Source organism: Steroidobacter sp. (assembly GCF_036402275.1).
Classification (GTDB): domain Bacteria; phylum Pseudomonadota; class Gammaproteobacteria; order Steroidobacterales; family Steroidobacteraceae; genus Steroidobacter.
The window spans coordinates 39,156-62,352 of sequence record NZ_DASWTF010000027.1; the positions used below are offsets into that span (position 1 = coordinate 39,156).

Genomic DNA, 23,197 nt, shown 5'->3' on the forward strand with positions numbered 1-23,197 from the left:
AAATCCGCGACGCTCAATCGCGGAATAACGGACAAGGCGCTGCAGCGTCTTACGCGAAGCGGGTCAATGAATCGAATTTCCTCGCAAAAGTCGCAGGGACGCCTGGCTGGGCGCAATGCGATTGCGCTGCTCGCCTGCCGCGTCGGCGCGGACCTGCTCAATTTCCTGCTGTTTCTGGCGGTCTCACGCACCTTCGGTCCGGAAGGGACGGGCGAGTATGGCTACGCCTTCGCGCTCGCCGGCCTGGTTTATTACGCCGCGACTCTGGGCATCGACGAATACGGCGTTCGCGAGTACGTGACCCTGCCGCCCGAGCGCCGGCCGGCGTTGATCTCGAACTTGCTGGGCGCGCAAGTGTGCATCGCCATCGTGGTGATGGTCTTGCTCCTCGGATACTTATTGATCACGCGCCCGTCGCCGCAGATGCTGGCCATTATCGTTTCCATGACGATTTATCAGTTGGGCGCGGCGTTCTCCGCGACCCTGTTCGTGCCGGCCATGGCGGAACAGCAGATGATGCCGCCGGCCGTGATCAACCTGCTGGGCAGAGGGTCCGCATTCGTCGTGACCGGTGTGTTGATCCTGGCGTTCAACTGGTCGCTGTACGCCGCTTCGGCCGCGTTCGCCGGCGGCGGTTTTTTGATGCTGGTGCTGGCGCTGCGCTCGGCGGCTTCGTTCAAGGCGCGGTTGCGACCGAATCTCTCGGGTCAGATCGTGCTCGACGGCGCGCGCACGTTGTGGTCCTTCGCCGCCGTCGGCCTGCTCGGCCAATTGCTCAATCGCATCGGCGTGATCGCGCTGTCCTTGCAAGTCGGAGCAGCCGCGGCCGGCATCTATACGACCGGGCTCAAACTGGTGGAGGTCGCGTGCCTGCCGTTGTGGTTCATAGGCGTCGCGGTTTATCCGCGCTTGTGCCAGGCATTCGCGCATCGAGAGGGATTTCAAAGACTGTCACGCCAGGCGCTGACGATCGGTTTCGTGCTCGCCCTGGTGCTGGCGGTCGCGATGTATCTGGCCGTGCCGCCGTTATTGGTTCCGGTGCTGGGCGAACGCTTCGCCGGCGCCGAACGTGTCATCGCGGCGATGGCGGCAATCGTGCTGGCGCAGGGGATCGAGATCGTGCTCGGCCGGTTGATGCTGTCGGCCAACCTGAATGTCGCCCGGGCCATTCGCATCACCGTGGGCACGATCGTTTGTGTGCTGCTGACGGTGGGACTGACGCCGCTGTTCGGCATCAACGCCACGATCGCGGCCCTGGTGTGCTCTTATCTACTGGTGGATCTGCTGTATTTTGGCAATCTGTTCGGCACGTTGCGGCGAAGAAGCTACGCTCCGGCATGAGCCCGATATGAAATTGCTCACTAAAGTTCTGCTCAAGAGGTTGAGCCGCGCGGCCCGCCCGTATTTGCAATCGTCCGGATTGCTGCAAGTCTCCGGCGTGTACAACCATTCGGCCATGGTCTGGCAGCCGGGCGCCGAAAAAGTCCTGGTGCTCGCGCCCCACATGGACGATGAAACGATTGGCTGCGGTGGAACGTTGGCATTGCATGCGCAACGAGGTGCGCAGATCACCGTGGTGTTTCTCACGGATGGGCGCAACGGGAGCAGCGAGGTGAACACGATGTATGGCGAAGAGCGCGAACGGAAGCAGCAGGAGCTGATCGAGCTTCGAACCGCCGAAGCGCGGGCGGCCTTGCAACGGTTGGGCGCCAATCGCATGGTGTGCCTGGATGCCGAGGACGGAGCGCTCGACAAGTGCGAGTGGGCGGCCGAGAAGCTGCGCGAGGTGCTGCTGAAACACCAGCCCGACATCGTTTATTTGCCGTTCTATCTGGAAGAGCATCCTGACCATCGTGCGGCGAGCCGCGTGCTGCTCGATGCCGCGGCGGGCACGTCGCTGCAGTTCCAGTGCATGGGCTATGAAGTGTGGACGCCGCTGTTTCCCAACTGTCTGGTGCGCATCGATAGCACGGTCGAAACAAAGAAGCAGGCGCTGCAGGAGTATCGCAGCCAGCTCGAGCAATGTGACTATCTGCACGCCAGCATCGGACTGAACGCACATCGTTCGGCCGGCCTGATGAACCCGCGAGGCGGGCCGGGCGGCTATGCTGAAGCTTTCTACGCGACTTCGTTGCCGGAGTATCGCGAGCAGTTCACGAGCTACCGTGCTCATTGACGAGATGCGGGACGAATCGGGCGAGTTGCAGTCATGCGTTTAGGGATCATGTTGCGACACTTCGACCAGCACGAGGGCGGGGTGAAGGTCTACACCCGGGAAGTCGTGCGCTCGCTGATCGAGCTCAATCGGCGTCACGAAATCGTTCTGTTGTTCCGCAATCGTCAGCGCCTCGGCACTTACCAGGGCGTCGATGGCGTGCAGGAGGTGTTGCTGGAAGGCGGCTCGATTCTGTACTGGGATCAGATCAAGGTGCCGCGCGCGGTGCGCGATTACGGCATCGACGTGCTGTTCAATCCAAAATATTCCGTGCCGTTGCGCGCCAAGTGCAAAACGTCCTGGGTCTGTCACGGCCTGGACTGGTACGCGATGCCCGAGGCACAGCGGTTTCTGGATCGGCTGAGTCATCTGTTTCTAGTGCCACGGTACGCCGCCAAGGCCGACGCGCTCATCTCGGTTTCGGAGATCACCAGCGAGCACTTGAAGAAATATCTCAACGTGCCGCCGGAGCGCATCCACACGATTTACTCGGGCTTGAGCGACGGCTTCCACGCGCGGCTGTCGCCCGAACAGCTGCAGGAGGTAAGGCAGCGGTTCGCTCTGCCGCCGCGCTTTCTCTTGTACTGCGGGGCCGTGTATCCGCCCAAGAACTTCACGCGCTTGATCCAGGCCTACGCCAGAGTCGGCCCGGCGCAAGGCGTGCCGCTGGTGATCGCCGGTGGCGGCAATCGTTATTTATCCGAGCATGAGCTGGACGAGCCCAAGCGGCAGAATATCGCCGACTGGGTGAAATGGCCCGGTTGGATTGAGAATAAAGACCTGCCGGCGTTTTATCAGCTCGCGGACGGCCTGTTGTTGCCGTCGTTGTACGAGTCGGTGGGCATGCCCATCATGGAAGCCATGGCGTGCGGCTGCCCGGTGCTCACTTCCGATCGCTTCGGCACCAAGGAGATCGCGGGCGACGCCGCGTTGCTGGTCGATCCCGAATCGGTCGACGCCATCGCCGCCGGCATCGACCGATTGCTAAACGATCGGGAGCTGCGCGCCGCCAAGATCGCGGCCGGCCTGGAGCGTTCGCGTCGTTTCACCTGGACCCACACGGCAAGCGAATTGATGCGGGTTCTGGAAAGCCTGTAGCATGGCTCACACAACCCAAGCGGGGGGATGCCATGCGCGTTCTGGAAACCGAAAGGCTGGTCTTGCGCCGTCTCACGCTCGATGACGCCGAGTTCATTCTGCGGCTGGTCAACGAGCCTGCATGGCTGCGCTACATCGGCGACAAACACGTGCGCAATCTGGACGATGCGCGCAACTATCTTCGCACCGGGCCGTTGGACATGTACCAGCGCTACGGCTTCGGCATGTTTCTGGTGGAGTTGAAGGACAGCGGCGAAGCGATCGGCTCCTGTGGCCTGCTCAAGCGCGACACGTTGCCCGATCCGGACATCGGCTACGCGTTCCTGCCGGAGCACTGGGGCAAGGGCTATGCGCTGGAAGCAGCGTCGGCCGTGCTCAAGTACGGCCATCGCGAGCATCGGCTGCCGCGCATTCTCGCCATCACTTCGCCGGATAACGAGCGCTCGATCAAAATCCTGCACAGCTGTGGCATGCACTTCAAACGCATGATCGAGATGGCGGAGCAGGACGAGGTGAAGCTGTTCGCGCTGGAGTTCGAAGGCTGACGCGTTAGGCAATTGCCCGACGCTCGCCGCGATAACGTAAAAAAATCCGGCGCTCCTGATCGTGCGGCCGGCGTTCCCCCCAGATTTTTTGCGGCACGCGCCGCAATAACGATCCTGAACTCATGCCAGAATAGCGCCCGATCCCACCGCAGAGTGGGCTGGCCCCCGTTCTCAGCATGACCGAACCCATTTTTCCCAAGCTACGCATTGGCTCGCGCCTGGGGCCTTATCGGCTCGTGGAGCTGATCGGCCGTGGCGGCATGGGAGAGGTGTATCAGGCGGAACGCGCCGACGATCATTATCACTCGCGGGTCGCCATCAAATTGGTGCGCGTCGATCACGATGCGTCCCGTGTCGCCTGGCGGTTCCGTTCGGAACGGCAGATCCTCGCCCAGCTGGAACACCCGAACATCGGGCGGCTGATCGACGGCGGCGCCACCGAAGAGGGCGTGCCGTACCTCGTGATGGAACTGATCGACGGTCAGCCCATCGACGTCTATTGCGAGCAGCGACATCTGACGGTCACGCAGCGGGTCCGGCTGTTTCTGCAGGTGTGCGCGGCGGTCAGCTTCGCGCATCAGCGCCTGGTGGTGCACCGGGACTTGAAGCCCGGCAACATTCTGGTTACGGCCGACGGCACGGTGAAACTGCTGGACTTCGGCATCGCCAAGCTGCTGGAAACCGAAGCGGCCACCGAATCCGCGGTCGCATCGGACATGACCGCCACTCACGTGCGCGTGATGACGCTGGAATATGCGAGTCCGGAGCAGGTGCGCGGCGATCCCATCACCACCGCCAGCGACGTGTATTCGTTGGGCGTGGTGCTGTATCGGCTGTTGACTGGTCGCAGTCCTTATCGCGAGGACAACGCGGCGGAACGAGCCGTCGAAATTCTCAGTGACTCCGCGCCGAGTAAGCCGAGCACGGCGGTGAACGATACGTGGGCGCGGCCGACGGCGGCCGGGCAGCCGCCGATTTCCCGCAAGCGAGTGAAGCGCGCCCTGCAGGGCGATCTCGACAACGTGCTGCTGATGGCTTTGCGCAAGGAGCCGGAGCGTCGTTATCCGTCCGTTGACCAGTTCGCAGAGGACCTGCGCCACTATCTGGACGGCATGCCCGTGCGAGCGCGCGGCGACTCGCTGCGTTATCGCGCCACCAAGTTCATGAGCCGGCACAAATATGCCATGACGGCGGCGTCGTTGGGCGCGGTCGCGCTGGTCGCCGGCATCGTGACTACGACGTGGCAAGCTCGAATCGCGGCCGAGCAAACACTCATTGCTCAGGAAGAGGTTCGCAAGCAGCGCGCCGTGCAATCGTTTCTCACAGCGCTGTTCGAAAAGAACACGCGTCTGCAACCTGATGCACTGAAAGCGCGGAGCATGTCAGTCCATGAGTTGCTGGTGGACGCTAGCGACAAAGTGCTGCATCAGTTCAGCGACGCGCCCTCGGTTCGCATGGAAGTCATGAATACCGTCGCGCGTCTGCTGATCGACATCAACGAATTCGAGCGAGCTGGCACGCTGTCGCGCGAGGTGGTGAAAATCTCTCGCGAGTTGCAGCTCACTCATAGCGACGCGTACGTCGAAGCTCTAATCGGTGTCGCCACGGTGGGGCGTTTGCTGGGTCGGGGTGAGGAAGCAGCGTCGGCCCGCGACGAGGCCTTGCAGGTTCTCGACGCTCGCAACGATCACACCTCACTGCTGCGTGCTCGTGCCTTGGGCACGACGATCGCGCAGTTCTCGACCGATCCTCTACGGGAGATTCGCCTGGTCAGCGCCGCCGCGGAGTTGTTCAAAGCGCGTTATCCGAACGATCCCGGCCACTTCAATTCGGTGTATGCGCTCGGCCAGCTGCAGCGAACTCAGGGCGACATGCGCCGTGCGATCAAGCAGTTCCAAGCTGCCAGCAAAGTGTTCGAGCAGTCCGGCCTGCAGGCTTTCAGCGATCTGGGCGCGAGCTACGCGTGGGCGGCGTTCTGCGAGATGCAGCTGGGCTGGGTGGACGAGGCGCTGCGCGATTACGAAAAAGGCATCCAGCTGCTGCGACAGCATGCCGGCGACAACTCACATTACACGCGCGTGCATTTGGGATTGTACGGGCAGGCCTTGCACCAGGCGGGGCGCATCGAACAGGCGCACGAATATTTCGATCTGGTGCTCACGCCGAAGCATGTGGCCAAGCCCACCGCCGTGGAATTCGATACCGCCGTCTATAAAGCGACTGGATTGCTGGAGGAAGGACATCCGGCGCGAGCGCTCGCGGTGCTCGAGCCGTACACCGGTCAATGGTTGGAGCTCGGCAAGCGTTTCGTTCCCAATGGCGTGCAGTATCTGGCCGTGCGTGCTCGTGCGCTGGCGTCGCAAGGCAAAGTGGCCCAGGCCAAAGCCGAGCTGGCGCACGTGGCCGAGTTGCCGCCGTTCTATGGCGTCCCGGCACAGAAGCGGGACTCGTATATCGCCGCGGTCATCGATGTGGCGCTGGCCGACAACGATCTGCCCACCGCGCGTGGCGCACTGGCACAGTATGGACCGATAGAGATTCCCGAAGAGTTCGATATCGGTTATCTGCAGCTCGCGACCGACAGCGCGCGGCTCAAGCGGCGGATGGGCGATATCGATGGCGCGATCGCACTCGCCGAAGCAGCCCTGACGCACTTGCAGGATCACGCCGGCCCGTCGAATTTCGCTTTCATGCGACAAGCTCTGCAGCAGACGCGTGCCGAGGCGCAAGCCGCTCGCTTGCAGGCAGGAGAATAAGTAACACCCAGGATGGTGTCCGCGCCGCTTTGAGATTTTGCTGGCGCGATGAAGAACGCTCCCGTGCTCGACCGCGAGCACCTGTTCCAACTGACCGAAGGGGATATGGAGTTCGAGCACGAACTGCTCGCTACCTTTCGCGCCAGCGTGCAACTCATCCTGCCGCGGCTCAGAGCCGCCGTGAGCTCGGGCGACTCGACCCGAATCATGCGTGAGGCGCACGCATTGAAGGGCGCCAGCCTGAATGTCGGTGCGACGGCGATGGGAAGATGCGCCGGCGCCATCGAGGAGGCCCTCCGCGCCGGCGACATGGCTCTCGCGGCTGAAAGCACGCGGGAGCTCGATAGCGAAGAAGCGGCGCTGTGGGCGGAGCTCGATCGACTACGCGCAGAACGATAACCAGGTCGCAAAAGCTCGCGGCGCCAGGGCCCCCCATCCAGCCGGTGGCACGCATCCTGCTCCTATCCTCCCGAGACCCGCGGCGCGCGCCAAAGGTTTGACGAGTGTGAACCAAGTCTCGGGAGTCGGCGATGTTCGAAATTCTGCCCAATCCGTCGTTGGAGACCGTGTTGATCGCGGTTCGCGGCCTGCTGTTGATCGGGGCATTCTGGGTGTTCGCGCTGGCATTCACACGCTGGCGTCGCGCCGACGAGCGGGATTCACAAGCGCTGCGCGCTCAGCTCGAGCGCACCTTCGCTGAAGTACGCAGCTTGCACGAGACCGTCAGCGTCATGAGCGCGCGCATCGAATCGATGAGCGAGCGCGTCGAGACGGATTCGCGCCGGCCGCAGATCGCCGCCGTCGCCACCCCGCAAGCTCGAGGTTATGACCTGGCCATGCGCATGGCGAAGAATGGCTCGGCTGTCGAAGATCTCGTCGCGAACTGCGGCATCACGCGTCACGAAGCGGAGTTGCTGACTCGCCTGCACGCCGCGAAATCGCAACCCGAAGTCGCCAACTGGCAGGCTCGGCAGCAGGAGCGTCAGCCCGCCGCTCAACATCAACTCGCCCAAGCTCCCCAACAGCAGCCGCAAGCGACCGGCCGCAAGCGTGGCTCGCTGCTCAGCGTGGTCGGTTGATCTAGAAACGTCCCTCGGGCGGCCGCAAGGATGCGGCCGCATTTCCTGTTCGAGATTTACCGGCGCGTCGGCGAGCTCGGAAGCAGAGGCAGCGACGGCGCCTGATTTTCAGGACGCGCGCCGCCTGCCAGCGGCGGCGCCTTCCCAGCGATGGACCACGCGAATGCAAGCACGTGCGCGACGGCGACGTAGAGTTCTTTGGGAATCTGCTGGCCAATATCCAGTTTCGATAACGCGCTCGCGAGCGCTGCATCTTCCTGCAGCGGCACCTTGTGTTCGCGTGCGGTCTCGATGATTTTTTCCGCGATCTCTCCGCCGCCCTTGGCGACGACGCGTGGCGCGCCACTGCCGCTGACGTTGTAGTGGAGCGCGACGGCGATCGGTGGGCGGGGACGTTCGTTCATGCTCGTACGTCCAGCAGGCGCGCGGCGCGTGCGCCGCTGTCGCCAGCGGGCATGCCATGCAAACAAACGATGCGATCGATCTCGAGGCCGGAATCTCGCAGGATGGCTTCGAGCTCGCCGGCTCGGGCGGAGAGGGCGTCGACGATGCCTGCGGACTCGGCTCGCAACTGCACGCCGATGCGATGACCGGTCAATGTGACTTTTGCGTGGAGCGCGCCGACTTGACCGAGGTCCATCGCTGCTTCCACGGTCCACGAATCGCCGCCGCCGGAGCGCTTGCGCGATTCGTCGTGCTCGATTCTGAGGCGAAGCATGGAGGCGCGATCTTCGTGACGCACGGGTAATTCCACCAGCATGGACTGCACGGAGGGATCTGGCGCGCTGTTGGTGATCTGCGTCGTGGTCAATCGCGCGATCGCACCTTCAGTTTGACGTGACAATTCGTTCAGCTGTTGATCGGCCGCTTCGATCATCGAGAACGTCGCCGGCGCGGCGTTGAGCGCGGTCAAAGGACCGCGAGCCGTAGGCACCGGCGCATTCATTGCGATCTCCGAATGAGCCGCGTTCGGGCGCGCGCCGTGATCTCGCAGCGTCTTGCTCAAGGTGAGCATCAATGCTTTCAAATCGTTGGCGAGCAGTTTCGGATCGCCCGCACCGCGCGCGGCGTCGGCCAGATTCGTTTCTAAAAACGCGCCGGAGCGCAGCACCGCGTTCGCGAGTGTTTTAGGGTCGCCCAAGGAATCTGCATCAGGCAAAGCCTGCCAGAGCTGGGCTGCGGCTTGCATCACGGCCTTGGGAAGCTCGCTCGCGCCATTCTTTCCTTGGGCCAGCCACGACAGATTCGCCAGCATCAAAGCCGCGCTTTCCTGGCGCGGAACAAAGCGGCGCATGGCGTCGGCGACCACCGTTGCATCGGCGTCGGCAGTCACGGGTGTGGAAGAAGAGAGTGTCTCCAGCGCCAGCACCGGGCTGTTACGAAGCACGCGGACTTGCAACACCTCGCCATTGGCCGGACCGGCGCTGTTGCCGGAAGCCAGACGAGCGGAATGGCGCTGCCCGCCGATGTCGAGCCACAGCTGGCCGCTGGCGGCGTCGCGCACGGCAATAGCCTGCAGGAGCGCGCCTACGCGCCACTCCGACAGCAGGCTCGGGGTCGTGGTCCCGGCCGGGCTGGTACTGCGAAAGTCCACCAGGTCGATACGCATGGTTGCCGTGCTCGTACGAGCTCGAAGTCCAACGTGAACTGCTTCACTGATTTAACGGCAGGGAAACCCGGAGCTTGAGCGCGCCAAGGTTAAGTAGTGCGACGTGGCTCACCTAAAGCCCATCTAAAGCCAGCTTGTTGCATGCCGATATGAATCCCGAATCTGTGAAATCAGTAACACGAGCCTCATGAAAAACCGCAAACGCAAACGTTCCGCCCAAGCCACACCGGCCGTCGAGACGTCGGGCGTTGATGCTGTTGCCGTGGAAAATCCGACGAGCGTCGATGTTGCTCCCGAGCATGCTGTCGAACTGAGCCCGACCGCGGTGGAAGCGTTGGTTGCCGAGCCGGTTGAAACGGTGGGCGAGGTGTACGCCGCCGCTGAGACTTTGCTTGCCGACGCGACCAAGTGGATGGACACCGCCGGTGAACCCGCTTTTGTGGAAGCGGTCGAGTCGGTGGATTCCACCGCTGAAACGGTTGTCGCTGACACGGCAGCGCCGGTGGCCGCCGCTGCTGAAACAGCGCTCGCCGAAGCGATCGAGTTTGCCGACGCTCCCACAGAAACAACCTTTGTCGAAGCGGTCGAGCCGACGGACGCCGTTGCCGAAACGATCTCTGATGAAACCGCCGTTGAACCAGTTCTGGTTGAAACGGCCGAAGTGGTCGAGGCCACCGCAGACATCGGCGCTGCTGACTCCACCGAGGCAGTTGCTACGACGGTTGAATCAGCTGTCGTCGAAGCATCCGAGCCAGTCGCGGCCGAGCTCGTCGCAGCCGAGCCGGCGCCGGTCGTCGAGCCGTTGGTCGTGCTCGGCGCCAATTGCAGCGTGAAAGACGCCGCTGCACTGAAGACTTCTCTGTGTGCCCTCGCTCAGCAGAGCACTGAAGTGACTCTCGACGTGAGCGCAGTGGAACGTGTCGACACCGCGACCATGCAGCTGCTGTGCGCCTTCGTGCGCGATCGCAGCGGTCGCAACCAAAGCGTCACCTGGCGCGGCGAGTCGCAGGCTCTGCAGGATGCCGTGCGCTTGCTGGGCGTCGGTGAGCTGCTCGGTCTCGAGCCGAAAGGAGTCGCCGCATGACGCGAATTCTGGCCGTCGACGATTCTCCTTCGATGCGCGACATGGTGCGCATCGCGCTGACCAGCGCCGGGTTCGATGTGACTTCCGCCGGCGACGGCCAGGAAGCGCTCGATCTGGCGCGCCAATCCGGTTACGACCTGGTGCTCTCCGACGTCAACATGCCGGTGATGGACGGCATCCAGCTGATTCGCGCGCTGCGCGCCGAGTCCGCCTACCGCCACATTCCCATTCTGATGTTGACCACCGAAGCGGGCCCGGACCGCAAAAAAGAAGGTAAGGACGCCGGCGCCACCGGCTGGATCGTGAAGCCTTTCGATCCGGCGCAACTCGTGGCGACCATGCATCGCGTGCTGAGGTAAATAACAGTGGCCATCGATCTCGCCCAATTTCACGACGCCTTTTTCGAGGAAAGCTTCGAAGCGCTCGACTCGATGGAGGCCGCGCTGCTCCAGCTCAACCCGGGCGCGCCCGAGCCCGAGCTGATCGGCACGATTTTCCGCGTCGCTCACTCCATCAAGGGTGGCAGCGCGACCTTCGGTTTCTCCGAAGTGGCCTCGTTCACGCACACTTGCGAAACCCTGCTCGACGAGCTGCGCGCCAATCGCATGCAGGTGTCTCGTCACGTCACCGATCTGCTGCTGAAGTCGGTGGACGTGATGCGCGACATGCTCCGCTCGGTGCAGCGTAAAGAAGCTATCGACGCGCAGAAGGTCGCCGACCTGCAGTTCGATCTGGAACTGGCGATCGTGCAAAAGAATCAGCCGGCCGCCGCGCCGGCGCCAGCAGCTGCTCCGGCCCCGGCCGCAGTCGCTGAAGTCGTAGAGCCGAAGCCCGCGGCCGTGCCTCGCTGGCGCATCCTGTTCCGTCCGTATCCGCAGCTGTTCGTGCACGGCAACGATCCGTTGCGCATGATCCGCGAGTTGTCCGAGATCGGTCAGCTCACCGTCAAGCTCGATGGCAGTGCGTTGCCGTCGCTCGAAGAGCTCGATCCGGAATCGTGCTATCTCGCCTGGGACATCACGCTCGATGCCGACGTGAAACGCGAGGCGGTCAGCTCGGTGTTCGATTGGGCCGAGGGCGATTGCGATCTGGAGATCACCGAAGAAGCAGCGCCCGTCGTCGCCAAGCCCGCGGCTGCTGCGCCTGTTGCTCAAGCCGCGCCCGCTGCGCCGGAAGCGAAGCCTTCCAACGTAGTAAACATTGCCGACGCCAAACCCGCCGAACCGGTCAAGGCGAGCGCCGAGCCGGCGCACCAGCCCACGGCCGCGGTCGAAGCTCCGAAAGCGGGCCAGATGACCGACGGCGGCTCGATCCGCGTCAGCACCGAGAAGATCGACGAGCTGATGAACACCGTCGGCGAGCTGGTCATCACTCAGTCCATGCTGACGCAGCTGGGCACCAAGTTCACCGGCCCCGCCGCCGAGCAGCTGCGCTCCGGCCTCGCGACGCTGGAAAGAAACGTTCGCGAGCTGCAGGAAAGCGTCATGCGCGTGCGCATGTTGCCCATCAGCTTCGTGTTCAGCCGCTTCCCGCGCATGGTGCGCGATTTGAGCCAGCGCCTGGGCAAGCAGGTCGATCTGAAGATGACCGGCGACCAGACCGAGCTGGACAAGACGGTCATGGAAAAGATCGGCGATCCGCTGGTGCACCTGGTGCGTAACAGCGTCGACCACGGCATCGAAATGCCCGACGTGCGCACGGCCGGCGGCAAGTCGCCGAACGGCACGGTGTTTCTCAATGCCTATCACAAGGGTGGCAGCATCACCATCGAAGTGGGCGACGACGGCGGCGGCTTGAACAAGGACCGCATCCTGAAGAAGGCGCGCGAGCGCAATCTGATCGGCGCCAACGATACGTTGAGCGACGACCAGATCTACGAGCTGATTTTCATGGCGGGCTTCTCGACCGCCGAGCAGACCACCGACATTTCCGGCCGCGGCGTCGGCATGGACGTGGTGCGCAGGAACATCAAGGAGCTGGGCGGCACGATCGAAGTGCGCTCCACGCTCGGCATGGGCTCGCGCTTCATCATCACGCTGCCGCTCACGCTTGCCATCGTAGACGGTCAGTCGGTCGCGGTCGGCACCGAAACCTACATCGTGCCGTTGATCACCATCATCGAATCGCTGCAGCTGAAGCCGGGCATGGTCAATCGCGTCGCCGGCCAGGGCGAAGTGTTCTGGTTCCGCGACGGCTACGTGCCGGTGGTTCGCCTGCACGAAGTGTTCGGCCTCGAGCCGCGCACCAAGAATCTGCACGAGGGCCTGATCATGGTGGTGGAAGGCGAGGGCCGGAAAGTGGGCCTGTTCGTCGACGACCTGCTCGGTCAGCAGCAAGTGGTCATCAAGTCGCTGGAAACCAATTTCCGCCGCGTCGAAGGCGTGTCGGGCGCGACCATCCTGGGCGATGGCGCCGTGGCGCTGATTCTGGATGTGCCGGGATTGATCCGCGTCGCCACGCAGAGGCTGGCTGCTTAGGAAATGTTCAAGCGCGCCTGAACGGATTGCTCAGGCGCGCGCAAGGAATCGTTGGGGTTCACAAAATCAAGTTGGGGCTCGAGAAGCGGAGCTAAGGAATCGTCGTTATGAATACGTGGAATATTTCAGTGAAGGCCAAGCTGTTTGCCACGCTGGGGCTGGCGGGGATCGTGCTGATCCTGGTCGGCGTCATCGGTCTGAGCGGCACCAAGTCCTCCAATGCCGATCTGGATGCGATTTTCTCCAATCGCTTCATGCCTACGGGCTGGGTCGGCGAAATCGAGACGAACGAGCGCGCGGTGCTCGAGAAGGCCGAAGAAGTGGTCATTCGCCAGGACGCTTCGGCGGTCAAGGCCGCGATGGATCTGCTCCAGGAGCGCGAAGGCGAAGTGAAAGAGCTGCTGCGCAAGCTCGACGCCACCGAGCTCACCGACAAGGAGCGCGAGATCGTCCAGCAATTCCGCACTCATGGCAGCGAAGTGCTCGCCCACGTGCAGGAAGCGCTGCTCGCCGCCCAGGCCGGCAACTTCAGCCCCGCTGAAAGCGCGCTGATCGAAAAGGCGCGTCCCGCGTACGAGAAGCTCAACACCGCCGGCGACAATCTGCTCAAGACGCAGATCGAAGTGGCGCAGCAGATGCGTAGCGAGGCGGACAGCTCGTTCAAGAAGGCCAGCGCCTTCATCATCGGCGCCATCGTGGTCGGCATCGGCCTGTCGGCGCTGCTGGGCTGGCTGATCATCCGTTCCATCGTCAGCACGCTGAACGCCGCGGTGAGCATCGCCGACCGCATCGCCAACGGCGAGTTGGGCAACGACGTGCGCGTCGACAGCCGCGACGAACTGGGCCGCCTGCTCGAAGCGCTCAAGCGCATGGACGGCAAGCTCGTCGAAATCGTCGGTGGCGTGCGCGGCAGCGCGGACGCAGTCGGCGCCGCTGCTCGTCAGCTTTCGCACGGTAACGACGATCTGTCTCAGCGCACGCAGGAACAGGCTGCCGCCCTGGAAGAAACTGCTTCAAGCATGGAACAGATGACCGCTACGGTGAAACAAAATGCGGACAACGCGCGCCAGGCGAATCAGCTGGCCGTGGGTGCTCGCGAACAGGCGGAAAAGGGCGGCGCCGTGGTTCAGCGCGCGATCGCCGCGGTGGGCGAGATCAACAACTCCAGCCGCAAGATCGCCGACATCATCGGCGTCATCGACGAGATCGCCTTCCAGACCAACCTGCTGGCGTTGAACGCCGCCGTGGAAGCGGCGCGTGCCGGCGAACAGGGTCGCGGCTTCGCCGTGGTCGCTACCGAAGTGCGCAACCTCGCGCAGCGTAGCGCCAGCGCCGCGAAGGAGATCAAAGGTCTCATCAACGATTCGGTCGAAAAGGTCAAGGTCGGCTCGGAACTGGTCGACGAGTCCGGCAAGACGCTGTCGGGAATCATGGAAAGCGTCAGGAAGGTCACCGACATCGTGGCCGAAATCGCCGCCGCGTCCGAAGAACAGTCGGCCGGCATCGAGCAGGTCAACAACGCCGTCAGCCAGATGGATAACGTCACGCAGCAGAACGCTGCGCTGGTGGAAGAGGCCTCCGCCGCCAGCAAGTCCATGGAGCAGCAGTCGGGCACGTTGGTCCAGCAGATCGGTTACTTCCGCCGCTCCGATGGCAGCGGCATCACTGGCTCGGGTTCTGGCTCGCATGCGACGGCCGAGGTCGTGCGCATGGCGCCCGCGACCAAGTCGCGTCCCACCGCGGTTCGCAAGGCTGGCCTGGGTGCGGCCGGCAAGCCGGCGCGGTCCGCGTCGGCCGCGCCTCTGGCCCGCGCCAGCGGCGACGACAGCCAGTGGAGCGATTTCTAAATGTCAGCTCCGGGCGTCAATGACGATGCCCGGAGCCGGCGCACGCCCGATGCAGTGAATGTCTTACTCATTGTGTGCAGGCGCACGCCGATAAACCTAATGAGCGCTGTTAATTGACGCGGCCGGTTGCCGGTGTCGCAGCCAGGAGATTCGAGTTCATGAGTAATCAAGCCGCCGCGCAGACCGATGCCGGTTCCAACCAGGTGCTGACCTTCACCCTGGGCGACGAGACCTACGGCGTGGACATCCTGCGAGTGCAAGAGATCCGTGGCTGGTCCCCGGTCACGCGCATTCCCCAGGCGCCCAGCCACGTGCTCGGCGTGCTGAACCTGCGCGGTTCGATCGTGCCGATCGTGGACCTGCGCATGCGCTTCAACCTGCAGCACGCGGAATACACCCCGCTCACCGTGATCATCGTGCTGTCGGTGCAGTCGCCGATCGGTCGTCGCGATTTCGGCGTGGTGGTCGACGGCGTCTCCGACGTGATCGACGTGTCCGCCAACGACGTGAAGGCCGCGCCGGAAATGGGCGCGAACGTGAGCACTGAATTCATCGAAGGTCTGGCTGCTGTGTCGGGTCGCATGGTGATGCTGCTCGACATCGATCAACTGATCGGCGCGGACGTCACGGGAGTGGCGCTGACTCCTGCAGCTTAAATCGATGAGATGTGAATGACGGCTCGCGAGGGCCACCTTGCGAGCCGTTGGTCACACGCGAACTGTCCATATGCCGACTCTAGCTTCATCCGCTCCGCCCTCCGACTCCGCGCATTATGGACCTCAGCTCGGCGACGCCGAGTTCGATTTCATCCGCCACGTGGTGGGCGAGAACGCCGGCATCGTGCTCGGCCCCAACAAGCGCCAGCTGGTGCAGGGGCGACTGGCGCGACGGCTGCGCGAGCTCGGACTGCCGAGCTACGAAGCTTACTGCGAATACCTGCGCGACGCGGGTCCCGAAGAGCTGGTCGGCCTGATCAACGCGATCACCACCAACGTCACTTCGTTCTTCCGCGAGAATCATCACTTCGAGGCGCTGGCCTCGTACATGCTGCCCGAAGCGATGAAGCGCAATGCCGCTTCCCGCCGTCTGCGCATCTGGTCGGCGGGCTGCTCGACCGGCGAAGAGCCGTACTGCATTTCGATGGTGGCCGCCGAAGTGCTGCCAGCCTCGCCCCGTTACGATTTCAAGATCCTCGCGACCGACATCGACAGCGACGTGGTCGCGGCCGCGACCTCGGGCATTTATCCGCTCGATCGTATGTCCAGCGTCTCGCAGGACCGCCTCAAACGTTTCTTCCAGAAGGGCGGCGGCGAGCATGCAGGCTGCGCGGTCGCCAAACAAGATCTCAAGTCGAGCATCACGTTCCGCACGCTCAACCTGCTGCACACGTGGCCGATGAAAGGTCCGTTCGACGTGATTTTCTGTCGCAACGTGATGATCTATTTCGACCAGCCGACGCGCGAGAAACTGGTGAGCCGGTTCAGCGACATGCTCGCGCCCGGCGGTTACCTGTGCATCGGCCATTCGGAATCCATCCATGCAGGCACCGCGCCCTTCAAGCTCGTCGGCAAGACCATTTATCGCCGCAACGGAGGGCTCAATGGATAAGGCGCCATTGGCCAAGCCGTTGCCCGGCTTCGAGAACATCCGCCGCTACCACAACCCGCAGGGTCAGGTGATCGCCAAGCTGCTGCCGGGCGACTTCTACGTGACCACTCACGACGAAGTGCTTGATACGGTGCTGGGCTCGTGCGTGTCGGCGTGCATCCGCAATCCCAAACTCGGCATCGGCGGCATGAATCATTTCATGTTGCCCCGGCCGAGCGGCAACGGTCATGACACGTGGGAAACCGGCGCCGCCGGCCGCGCCACGCGTTATGGCAGCGCCTCGATGGAACAACTGATCAACCGCATCCTGAAGGCCGGCGGCACGCGCGCCGACCTGGAAGTGAAGATTTTCGGCGGCGGCCGTGTGTTGAAGACGCTGACCGACGTCGGCGATCACAACGTGACTTTCGTACGCGAGTTCCTCAAGCAGGAAGGGTTGCGTGTGACGTCCGAGGACGTGGGCGACACCTGTCCGCGTCACGTGCAGTACTTTCCGCTGACAGGCCGCGTCCGTGTGCGTCATCTGAATTCGAGCAGGGACATCGCTTCGCACGAGCAGCAGTACCTCAAGGGCCTGGAAAAGACGCCAGTGGCCGGCGAGATCGATCTGTTCTGACCTTCGGGCTCAGCGTCATGCCAATAAAATTACTCATCGTCGACGACTCGGCCCTGGTGCGGAAGCTGCTGAGCGAAATGCTCAAGCAGGATCGCGACATCGAAATCGTCGGCACGGCCACCGATCCGTACGCCGCGCGCGAGAAGATCAAGCAGCTCAATCCGGACGTGATCACGCTCGACGTGGAAATGCCGCGCATGGACGGCATCACGTTCCTCGAGAACCTGATGCGCCTGCGGCCGATGCCGGTGGTGATGGTGTCTTCGCTGACTCAGAAGGGCGCCGATGTCACGTTGCGCGCGCTGGAGTTGGGCGCGATCGATTTCGTCACCAAGCCCAAAGTGGACGTCGCCGGCAGTCTCGCCAACTACGCCGAAGAGTTGATCGCCAAGGTGAAAGTGGCTGCCAGTGCGCGAGTGAGCGCGCGGACGGCAGCGCCACGCAGACCGCACGTTCATTCGTTGCACCCGGAACAAAGACACAGTGCCGATGCGGTGTTGCCAGCCTCCAATGGCAAGCGCGTACTGCGAACCACCGATCGAATCATCGCCATCGGCGCTTCGACCGGCGGTACCGAAGCCATTCGTGAAGTGCTCGAATCGCTGCCGCCGGACGCGCCGGCCGTGGTGATCTCGCAGCACATTCCGGCGGCCTTCAGCAAACCGTTCGCGGAGCGCATGAATCGCAGCTCGGCCATGTCGGTGTGCGAGGCCAGCGACGGTCAATACATCCTGCCCGGCCACGTGTATATCGCGCCGGGCGACCAGCACCTGCTGGTGGAGCGAGACGGCGCTCGTTACCGCTGCCGGCTCAGCAACGGTCCGCACGTCAATCGTCACCGGCCCAGCGTCGATGTGATGTTTCGTTCGGTGGCGCAGAACGTCGGCCCGAACGCGGTGGGCGTGATTCTGACCGGTATGGGTGACGACGGCGCTCGCGGTCTGAAGGAGATGCTCGATGCCGGTGCGTCGACAATCGCGCAGGACGAAGCCACCAGCGTGGTGTGGGGCATGCCCGGCGCCGCCGTCAAACTGGGCAGCGCGCAACACGTGTTGCCTTTACATCGGGTGGCCAGCGAAATGCTACAGCTGACGGCCGATCCGCCGGCGGGCAAACTGGCGCACGGCTGAGACGCCTCCGGTCTTACATATCCGGCGCGCCGTTCAGGAAATGCCAACGGCAGCGCAGATTGACGCATGGAGGGCGCGGTACAGTTTCTACAGACTTCCGTAGGGCTGCCGATACCGCGACCATGACAACTCCAAACGCCACTGCGCAGGCCACCATGACTGCCGTCAGCGATAACGCGGCTGCATTCGCATTCGTGGGCGAGCTGGCGCAGGAAGTTTCCAACGGCAAAGTCGAGTTGCCTTCGTTTCCAGACGTGGCCGTGCGCGTGCGCAAGGTGCTGGCGGATGAGAATGTCTCCATCGATCAGATCGCTCGCGTGGTCGGCTCGGAGGCGGGCCTGGCGGCGCGCGTGTTCACTCTGGCGAACTCGGCTGCTTTGAATCGCAGCGGCCGCACCGTGGCGGATCTCAAGCAGGCGGTGAATCGCATCGGCCACAACAATGTGCGCACGGCCGCGGTATCGTTCGCCATTGCGCAGCTACGGAAGGCGAGCGAGCTCAGGCACATTTCCAAAGAGCTCGAAGGTCTGTGGCAGGAGGCGACTACCGTCGCCGCCCTGGCTTACGCAGTCGCTGCCCGCAGCAGCGTGAATGCCGATGAAGCCATGCTGGCCGGTTTGTTACACAACGTCGGCAAGATCTACATTCTGGCCCGCGCGCATAAGCATCCGATCTTCAAGGAACCGGCGACGATGCAGCAACTGCTGCGCGACTGGCACGCCAACGTCGGCAAGGCCATCGTCGAGAACTGGGGCTTCCCCGATCACATTTCAGAAGCCATCGGCGAGCACGAGAACATCGAGCGCGCCAACGGCGAGCGCGACGTCACCGACGTGCTCACCGTCGCGGTGATGATGGCGGGCTTCTTCGGCCACGAGGCCGATCTCGAGCTGAACATGCAGGGCGTGAAATCGTTCTGGCGTCTCGGCCTCGACAATCAGAAATGCGTGCACGTGATGCGTGATTGCGCCGAAGAGATCAGCGCGCTGCGCACCGCGCTGGGCGATTAAAACCGCCATTCCAATCTGATTTTCCTGACGCCCGCCCTTCGCAAGAACGGCGGGCTTTTTTGTTTGCGTTAAGGCGTCCCCTGATTTGCGCCGCAAGATGTTTATTGAATGCGAGCAGGGTCGATACAAACAGCGGGAATACTCGTTGGTAGATTTGTATGAACTTCGGCTCTCTAAGTATTCGTACGCGTATTGTTACGACGCTGGTTGTGCTCGCGCTGTCGATGTTGATCGTCGGCGGTTTGGGTCTGTACGGCATGAACGGGATCGTCGAGGACCTCGACGACATGTACAACCGTCGCGTCGTGGTCGCCGCGGAACTCGGCGAACTGAAGGCGAAGCAGCTCGAGCGCCGGGCGTTCATTGCTCTCATGGTGCTGGCGGAAGATCCGGCCACGGCTGCCCGATACAAGACGGCCCGCCTGGCCGCCAAGGCGGAAGCACAGCGGCTGCTGACTTCGTTCGGCGAGAAGCAGGTTAGCGCGGAGGGTAAGGCGAGCTATGAAGCCGTGAAAAAAGCCAACGACGGCCTGCAGGCGGCCATCGACGAGATCGATGTCGCCCTGGGCGCGAATGACGATGAGCTCGCGGCCAAGCTGATCGTGGGAAAACTCGACCCGTCGTTCGATGTGCTGAATGAGGCGCTTGCTCAAACTTCCAAGCACCAGTTCAAGCGCGCCAAGGAAGCCTTGGACAATGCGCACGGCGAGTTCAGCACCAGTCGCGCCATCAGCATCTCGGCAATGGTCATCGCGCTCGGTTTCGCCGGCGCGTTCGCGCTGTTCCTGATGCGCGCCATCATGTCCGGGCTGGGCACAGCCGTGAACCTCGCCGAGAAGATCGCCGATGGTCACCTCGGCCATCGCATCGACGCTCGCGGCGACGAGTTCGGCCTGCTGCTGAACTCGCTGAAGCGCATGGATGAGAAGTTGCACGAGATCGTGGGCGGCGTGCGCACCGCGTCGGATGCAGTCGGCGGCGCGGCTTCACAGCTGTCGCGCGGTAATGACGACTTGTCGCAGCGGACTCAGGAACAGGCGTCGGCGCTGGAAGAGACGGCGTCGAGCATGGAAGAGATGACCGCGACGGTGAAACAGAACGCCGACAATGCGCGCCAGGCGAATCAGCTCGCGAGCGGCGCGCGAAGTCAGGCAGAACGAGGTGGCCAAGTGGTGTCGCGTGCGGTCGGCGCAATGGAGGAGATCAACAACTCCAGCCGCAAGATCGCCGACATCATCAGTGTCATCGACGAAATCGCTTTCCAGACCAACCTGCTGGCGTTGAACGCGGCGGTCGAAGCGGCACGCGCCGGCGAACAGGGCCGCGGTTTCGCGGTCGTGGCAAGTGAAGTGCGCAGCCTCGCGCAACGCAGCGCCACGGCCGCCAAGGAGATCAAAGACCTCATCGGGGACTCGGTGGAAAAGGTCCGCAGCGGCAGCGCGCTGGTCGACGAGTCCGGCAAGGTGCTCGGCGAAATCATGGAAAGCGTCAAAAAAGTCAGCGACATCGTCGCCGAGATCGCCGCCGCCAGCGAAGAGCAGGCGCAGGGCATCGATCAGGTGAACAATGCCGTCACGCAGATGGACGACACTACCCAGCAGAACGCGGCGCTGGTGGAAGAGGCGGCTTCGGCAGCCAAGTCCATGGAGCAGCAGGCTCAGCAGCTGGTGGAGCAGATCTCCTTCTTCCGCACCGCCGCTCACGCCGCCGGGGCGACGCCGTCCGTTCAGGTGACCACGGGAGTTATGACAAAGCCGAGCGCCTCGGTGCGGTCGATTGCCCGTCCCGCCGTCCAGCGTCCGGCCACGAAGCCCGCGGCTCGTCCGGCGCCGGCGGCGGCGCCGAAGCTGGCGAAGGCCAGCGGCGGGCAGCTCCAGCGCATCCATGCGCCCGCTGCATTCGGACATCCTGTCCAGCACGACAGCGCCTGGCAGGAATTCTGAGTATTGAGGGATTGCCCTATCTCCGTATAAGAGGATTCGATGAGGAACGCCGTTGTGCAGTGAAACGTACTGATTGCGTTCCCTCGCGCCCCGGGCGAGCGTGTAACGAATTTTGTATTCGATAACAGGGCTGGGATCGAAACGTGGCGAAGGGCGGAAAGATACTGGTCGCGGAAGATGACGCCGAGGCGCGCGAGCTGCTGATGCTCTCGCTCGCCGACGGCGACTATGACCTTTTGCAGGCAGCCGACGGCATCGAGGCGCTGCATTTGTTACGCACCGAGCATCCGGATCTGCTGATCACGGACATCGTGATGCCGCGGATGGACGGTTACGAACTGGTGCGCAAGCTGCGCCAGGACGAGAGCATGTCCGGCACACCGGTGATTTTTTGTTCAGCGTCCTACCACGAACGCGAAGTGCGCGAGATGGCGCGCTCGCTGGGAGTGCGTAGCACGCTGTCCAAACCTTATGACCTGGAGATAGTCCGCGAGACCGTCAACGCCGCGCTGGCGACCAAGCCGGTCGGCGGCGCGCAGCCGACGCCGGCCGAGCCTGTTCACGGCGCTGCTCAGGAGCGCTTGAGCGCCTTGGTGACTTTCAGCCGGCGCTTGTTCGGCTTGACCGATCCCGCCGCGATTCTCCAATCGACCTGCGACGCCGCGCGCGACATTCTGCTCGCGCAGGTCGGGCAGCTCGTGATCACCACGGCGGATGGAGCGAGCGAGAGCAAGATTTCGAGCGGTTTATCTTCGGATGAGTTGGAACGATTGCTCGGCGCGCGAATGTATCGCGATCTGCGGCAGGCCCTGGAGACGGGCGGTTCGGCGCTTTATCCCATGTCGCCGGAAGAAGTGATCGCCGACAGTGAGGCGGCCCAGCGCGGCGATTTTGTTTCCATGCTGGGCGTGCCGATCGCGTCGGTGGCCAAGTCGTATGGTTACCTGTGTGTGTTGAACCGCATCGGCTTGCCGGGGTTCACCGAGGAAGATCTGGCCGTGGCGCGAGCGATCGCCACTCAGGTAGCTGTCGCCTATGAAAATGCGCGCCAACACCAGGCGCTGCAAAACGAGATTGCGCGACGGGCGGAGATGGAAAGCGAGATCCGACACTTGAACCAGGATCTCGAGCGTCGCGTGGCGGAGCGCACCGCCGAGCTGGAGATCGCCAATCGCGAGCTCGAGGCGTTTTCTTATTCAGTCGCGCATGATTTGCGTGCTCCGCTGCGGTTGATTCACGCCCACGTGCAGATGCTTCGTGAGCACAAGGGGCCGCCGGGTTCGCGCGAGCCTGGCATTCACATGGAGCAGATTCAGCGCGGCGCTCGGGAGATGAGCGCGCTCATCGATGGCCTGCTGGCGCTGTCGCGAGTCAGTCATGTCGAAATGCGCCGGGAGCCCTGCGTGCTGGACGATCTGGTGAAGCGAGCGGTGGATCGCCTCGGCCAGGAAGCGCCGGGACGCGATATCGAATGGCGCCTGAACCCACTTCCAGCCGCCAGCTGCGACCCCGAGCTGATGCAGCAGGTGTTCGCGAACCTGATCGGCAACGCCGTGAAATATTCCCGCCCCCGGCCCAATCCCGTCATCGAGATCGGCACCGGCGTGGTGGGCGAGGGCGACAACTCGACCAGCGCCACCCCGGGCCAGCGCTACATTTACGTGCGCGACAACGGCGTGGGGTTCGACATGCGTTACGCCCGCAAGCTGTTCGGAGTGTTCCAGCGGCTGCACCGGCAGGACGAGTTCGAAGGCACCGGCATCGGTTTGGCGACCGTGAACCGCATCGTCGAACGCCACGGCGGCACCATCTGGGCCGAAGCCAGCCCCGGCCGGGGCGCCGAGTTTCGGTTTACTTTGCGCGGCATGAGCTGAAGCTCATTTGGATTAGCCGCCCCCGGAAGACTCACCCCCTAACCCCCTCCCGTGTCCGGGAGGGGGAATGAGATTTTTGATTTTTGGGCTCGCCTGCGGCGAGCCCACGACCAAAGCAGACGCATGACGTTGTGGAAACCGCCACCCAACGTTGAGAGGCGTCGTTCGAGGTGACCTTCCTCCTTCCGGCAGTGTCGAAAAAGAAGGACCTTTTCGTCACAGTGCGCCCAGGGGCTCGGCGGTGCTTTCAGCGAAGCATCGCTTCGCTCCGCCGAGCGGGTGTACATGGATGTACACCCTGGGCTT

20 protein-coding genes are annotated in these 23,197 nt (G+C 63.2%); 18 read left to right on the top strand and 2 right to left on the bottom strand.

Translation table 11 applies throughout. From position 1 onward, the window contains the following. Positions 1-66: 66 nt before the first annotated feature. The 7 genes from VGD45_RS12305 to VGD45_RS12335 all read left to right on the top strand — a co-directional run bounded on the left by VGD45_RS12305 (position 67) and on the right by VGD45_RS12335 (position 7,693). The gene (locus tag VGD45_RS12305) at positions 67-1,341 is read left to right on the top strand and encodes an oligosaccharide flippase family protein (RefSeq protein WP_331155602.1); all 1,275 of its coding nucleotides are present in this window, start codon (positions 67-69) and stop codon (positions 1,339-1,341) included. A 7-nt stretch (positions 1,342-1,348) separates the two neighbouring features. Beyond that, on the top strand, positions 1,349-2,176 hold the full coding sequence (locus VGD45_RS12310) for a PIG-L family deacetylase (RefSeq protein WP_331155603.1): 828 nt from the start codon (positions 1,349-1,351) through the stop codon (positions 2,174-2,176). 33 nt (positions 2,177-2,209) lie between these two features. Then, positions 2,210-3,313, top strand: a complete 1,104-nt coding sequence (locus tag VGD45_RS12315) for a glycosyltransferase family 1 protein (protein WP_331155604.1) — start codon at positions 2,210-2,212, stop codon at positions 3,311-3,313. Between the two features lie 32 nt (positions 3,314-3,345). Next, positions 3,346-3,858 carry a GNAT family N-acetyltransferase gene (locus VGD45_RS12320; RefSeq protein WP_331155605.1) on the top strand — a complete coding sequence of 171 codons (513 nt, stop codon included), beginning with the start codon at positions 3,346-3,348 and terminating at the stop codon, positions 3,856-3,858. Positions 3,859-4,034: 176 nt separating this feature from the next. Then, complete coding sequence (locus VGD45_RS12325; RefSeq protein WP_331155606.1) at positions 4,035-6,614, top strand: serine/threonine protein kinase; 2,580 nt, start codon at positions 4,035-4,037, stop codon at positions 6,612-6,614. Positions 6,615-6,662: 48 nt separating this feature from the next. Beyond that, a complete protein-coding gene (locus VGD45_RS12330; protein WP_331155607.1) occupies positions 6,663-7,013 on the top strand; it encodes an Hpt domain-containing protein in 351 nt (116 codons plus the stop codon). 131 nt (positions 7,014-7,144) lie between these two features. After that, positions 7,145-7,693, top strand: a complete 549-nt coding sequence (locus VGD45_RS12335) for a DUF2802 domain-containing protein (RefSeq protein WP_331155608.1) — start codon at positions 7,145-7,147, stop codon at positions 7,691-7,693. 56 nt (positions 7,694-7,749) lie between these two features. On the opposite strand, the gene VGD45_RS12340 is transcribed toward VGD45_RS12335, so the two are convergent. Both VGD45_RS12340 and VGD45_RS12345 read right to left on the bottom strand, forming a co-directional pair. After that, positions 7,750-8,097, bottom strand: coding sequence for an EscU/YscU/HrcU family type III secretion system export apparatus switch protein (locus tag VGD45_RS12340; RefSeq protein ID WP_331155609.1), 348 nt, complete (start codon positions 8,095-8,097; stop codon positions 7,750-7,752). Further along, complete coding sequence (locus VGD45_RS12345; RefSeq protein ID WP_331155610.1) at positions 8,094-9,302, bottom strand: flagellar hook-length control protein FliK; 1,209 nt, start codon at positions 9,300-9,302, stop codon at positions 8,094-8,096. Before VGD45_RS12345 ends, VGD45_RS12340 begins: the two co-directional genes overlap by 4 nt. Before the next feature lie 187 nt (positions 9,303-9,489). On the opposite strand from VGD45_RS12345, the gene VGD45_RS12350 reads away from it, so the two are divergent. The 11 genes from VGD45_RS12350 to VGD45_RS12400 all read left to right on the top strand — a co-directional run bounded on the left by VGD45_RS12350 (position 9,490) and on the right by VGD45_RS12400 (position 22,891). After that, a complete protein-coding gene (locus tag VGD45_RS12350) occupies positions 9,490-10,386 on the top strand; it encodes an STAS domain-containing protein (protein WP_331155611.1) in 897 nt (298 codons plus the stop codon). Next, a complete protein-coding gene (locus VGD45_RS12355; protein WP_331155612.1) occupies positions 10,383-10,745 on the top strand; it encodes a response regulator in 363 nt (120 codons plus the stop codon). Before VGD45_RS12350 ends, VGD45_RS12355 begins: the two co-directional genes overlap by 4 nt. A 6-nt stretch (positions 10,746-10,751) precedes the next feature. Continuing rightward, entirely contained in the window at positions 10,752-12,863 is a 2,112-nt protein-coding gene (locus tag VGD45_RS12360; RefSeq protein ID WP_331155613.1) for a chemotaxis protein CheA, read from the top strand. Positions 12,864-12,970: 107 nt separating this feature from the next. Then, positions 12,971-14,710, top strand: coding sequence for a methyl-accepting chemotaxis protein (locus VGD45_RS12365; RefSeq protein WP_331155614.1), 1,740 nt, complete (start codon positions 12,971-12,973; stop codon positions 14,708-14,710). Between the two features lie 158 nt (positions 14,711-14,868). Beyond that, positions 14,869-15,366, top strand: a complete 498-nt coding sequence (locus tag VGD45_RS12370) for a chemotaxis protein CheW (protein WP_331155615.1) — start codon at positions 14,869-14,871, stop codon at positions 15,364-15,366. A gap of 70 nt (positions 15,367-15,436) precedes the next feature. Then, on the top strand, positions 15,437-16,318 hold the full coding sequence (locus tag VGD45_RS12375; protein ID WP_331155616.1) for a protein-glutamate O-methyltransferase CheR: 882 nt from the start codon (positions 15,437-15,439) through the stop codon (positions 16,316-16,318). Then, positions 16,311-16,934 (top strand): hypothetical protein, encoded by a 624-nt coding sequence (locus tag VGD45_RS12380; RefSeq protein WP_331155617.1) that lies wholly within the window; start codon positions 16,311-16,313, stop codon positions 16,932-16,934. Before VGD45_RS12375 ends, VGD45_RS12380 begins: the two co-directional genes overlap by 8 nt. Before the next feature lie 17 nt (positions 16,935-16,951). Then, positions 16,952-18,064 carry a chemotaxis response regulator protein-glutamate methylesterase gene (locus VGD45_RS12385; protein ID WP_331155618.1) on the top strand — a complete coding sequence of 371 codons (1,113 nt, stop codon included), beginning with the start codon at positions 16,952-16,954 and terminating at the stop codon, positions 18,062-18,064. A 122-nt stretch (positions 18,065-18,186) separates the two neighbouring features. After that, on the top strand, positions 18,187-19,074 hold the full coding sequence (locus VGD45_RS12390; RefSeq protein ID WP_331155619.1) for an HDOD domain-containing protein: 888 nt from the start codon (positions 18,187-18,189) through the stop codon (positions 19,072-19,074). Positions 19,075-19,232: 158 nt separating this feature from the next. Next, positions 19,233-21,017, top strand: coding sequence for a methyl-accepting chemotaxis protein (locus VGD45_RS12395; RefSeq protein WP_331155620.1), 1,785 nt, complete (start codon positions 19,233-19,235; stop codon positions 21,015-21,017). Positions 21,018-21,160: 143 nt separating this feature from the next. Continuing rightward, positions 21,161-22,891: an ATP-binding protein gene (locus tag VGD45_RS12400; protein ID WP_331155621.1), complete on the top strand. Its 1,731-nt coding sequence runs from the start codon at positions 21,161-21,163 to the stop codon at positions 22,889-22,891. Positions 22,892-23,197 lie beyond the last annotated feature (306 nt).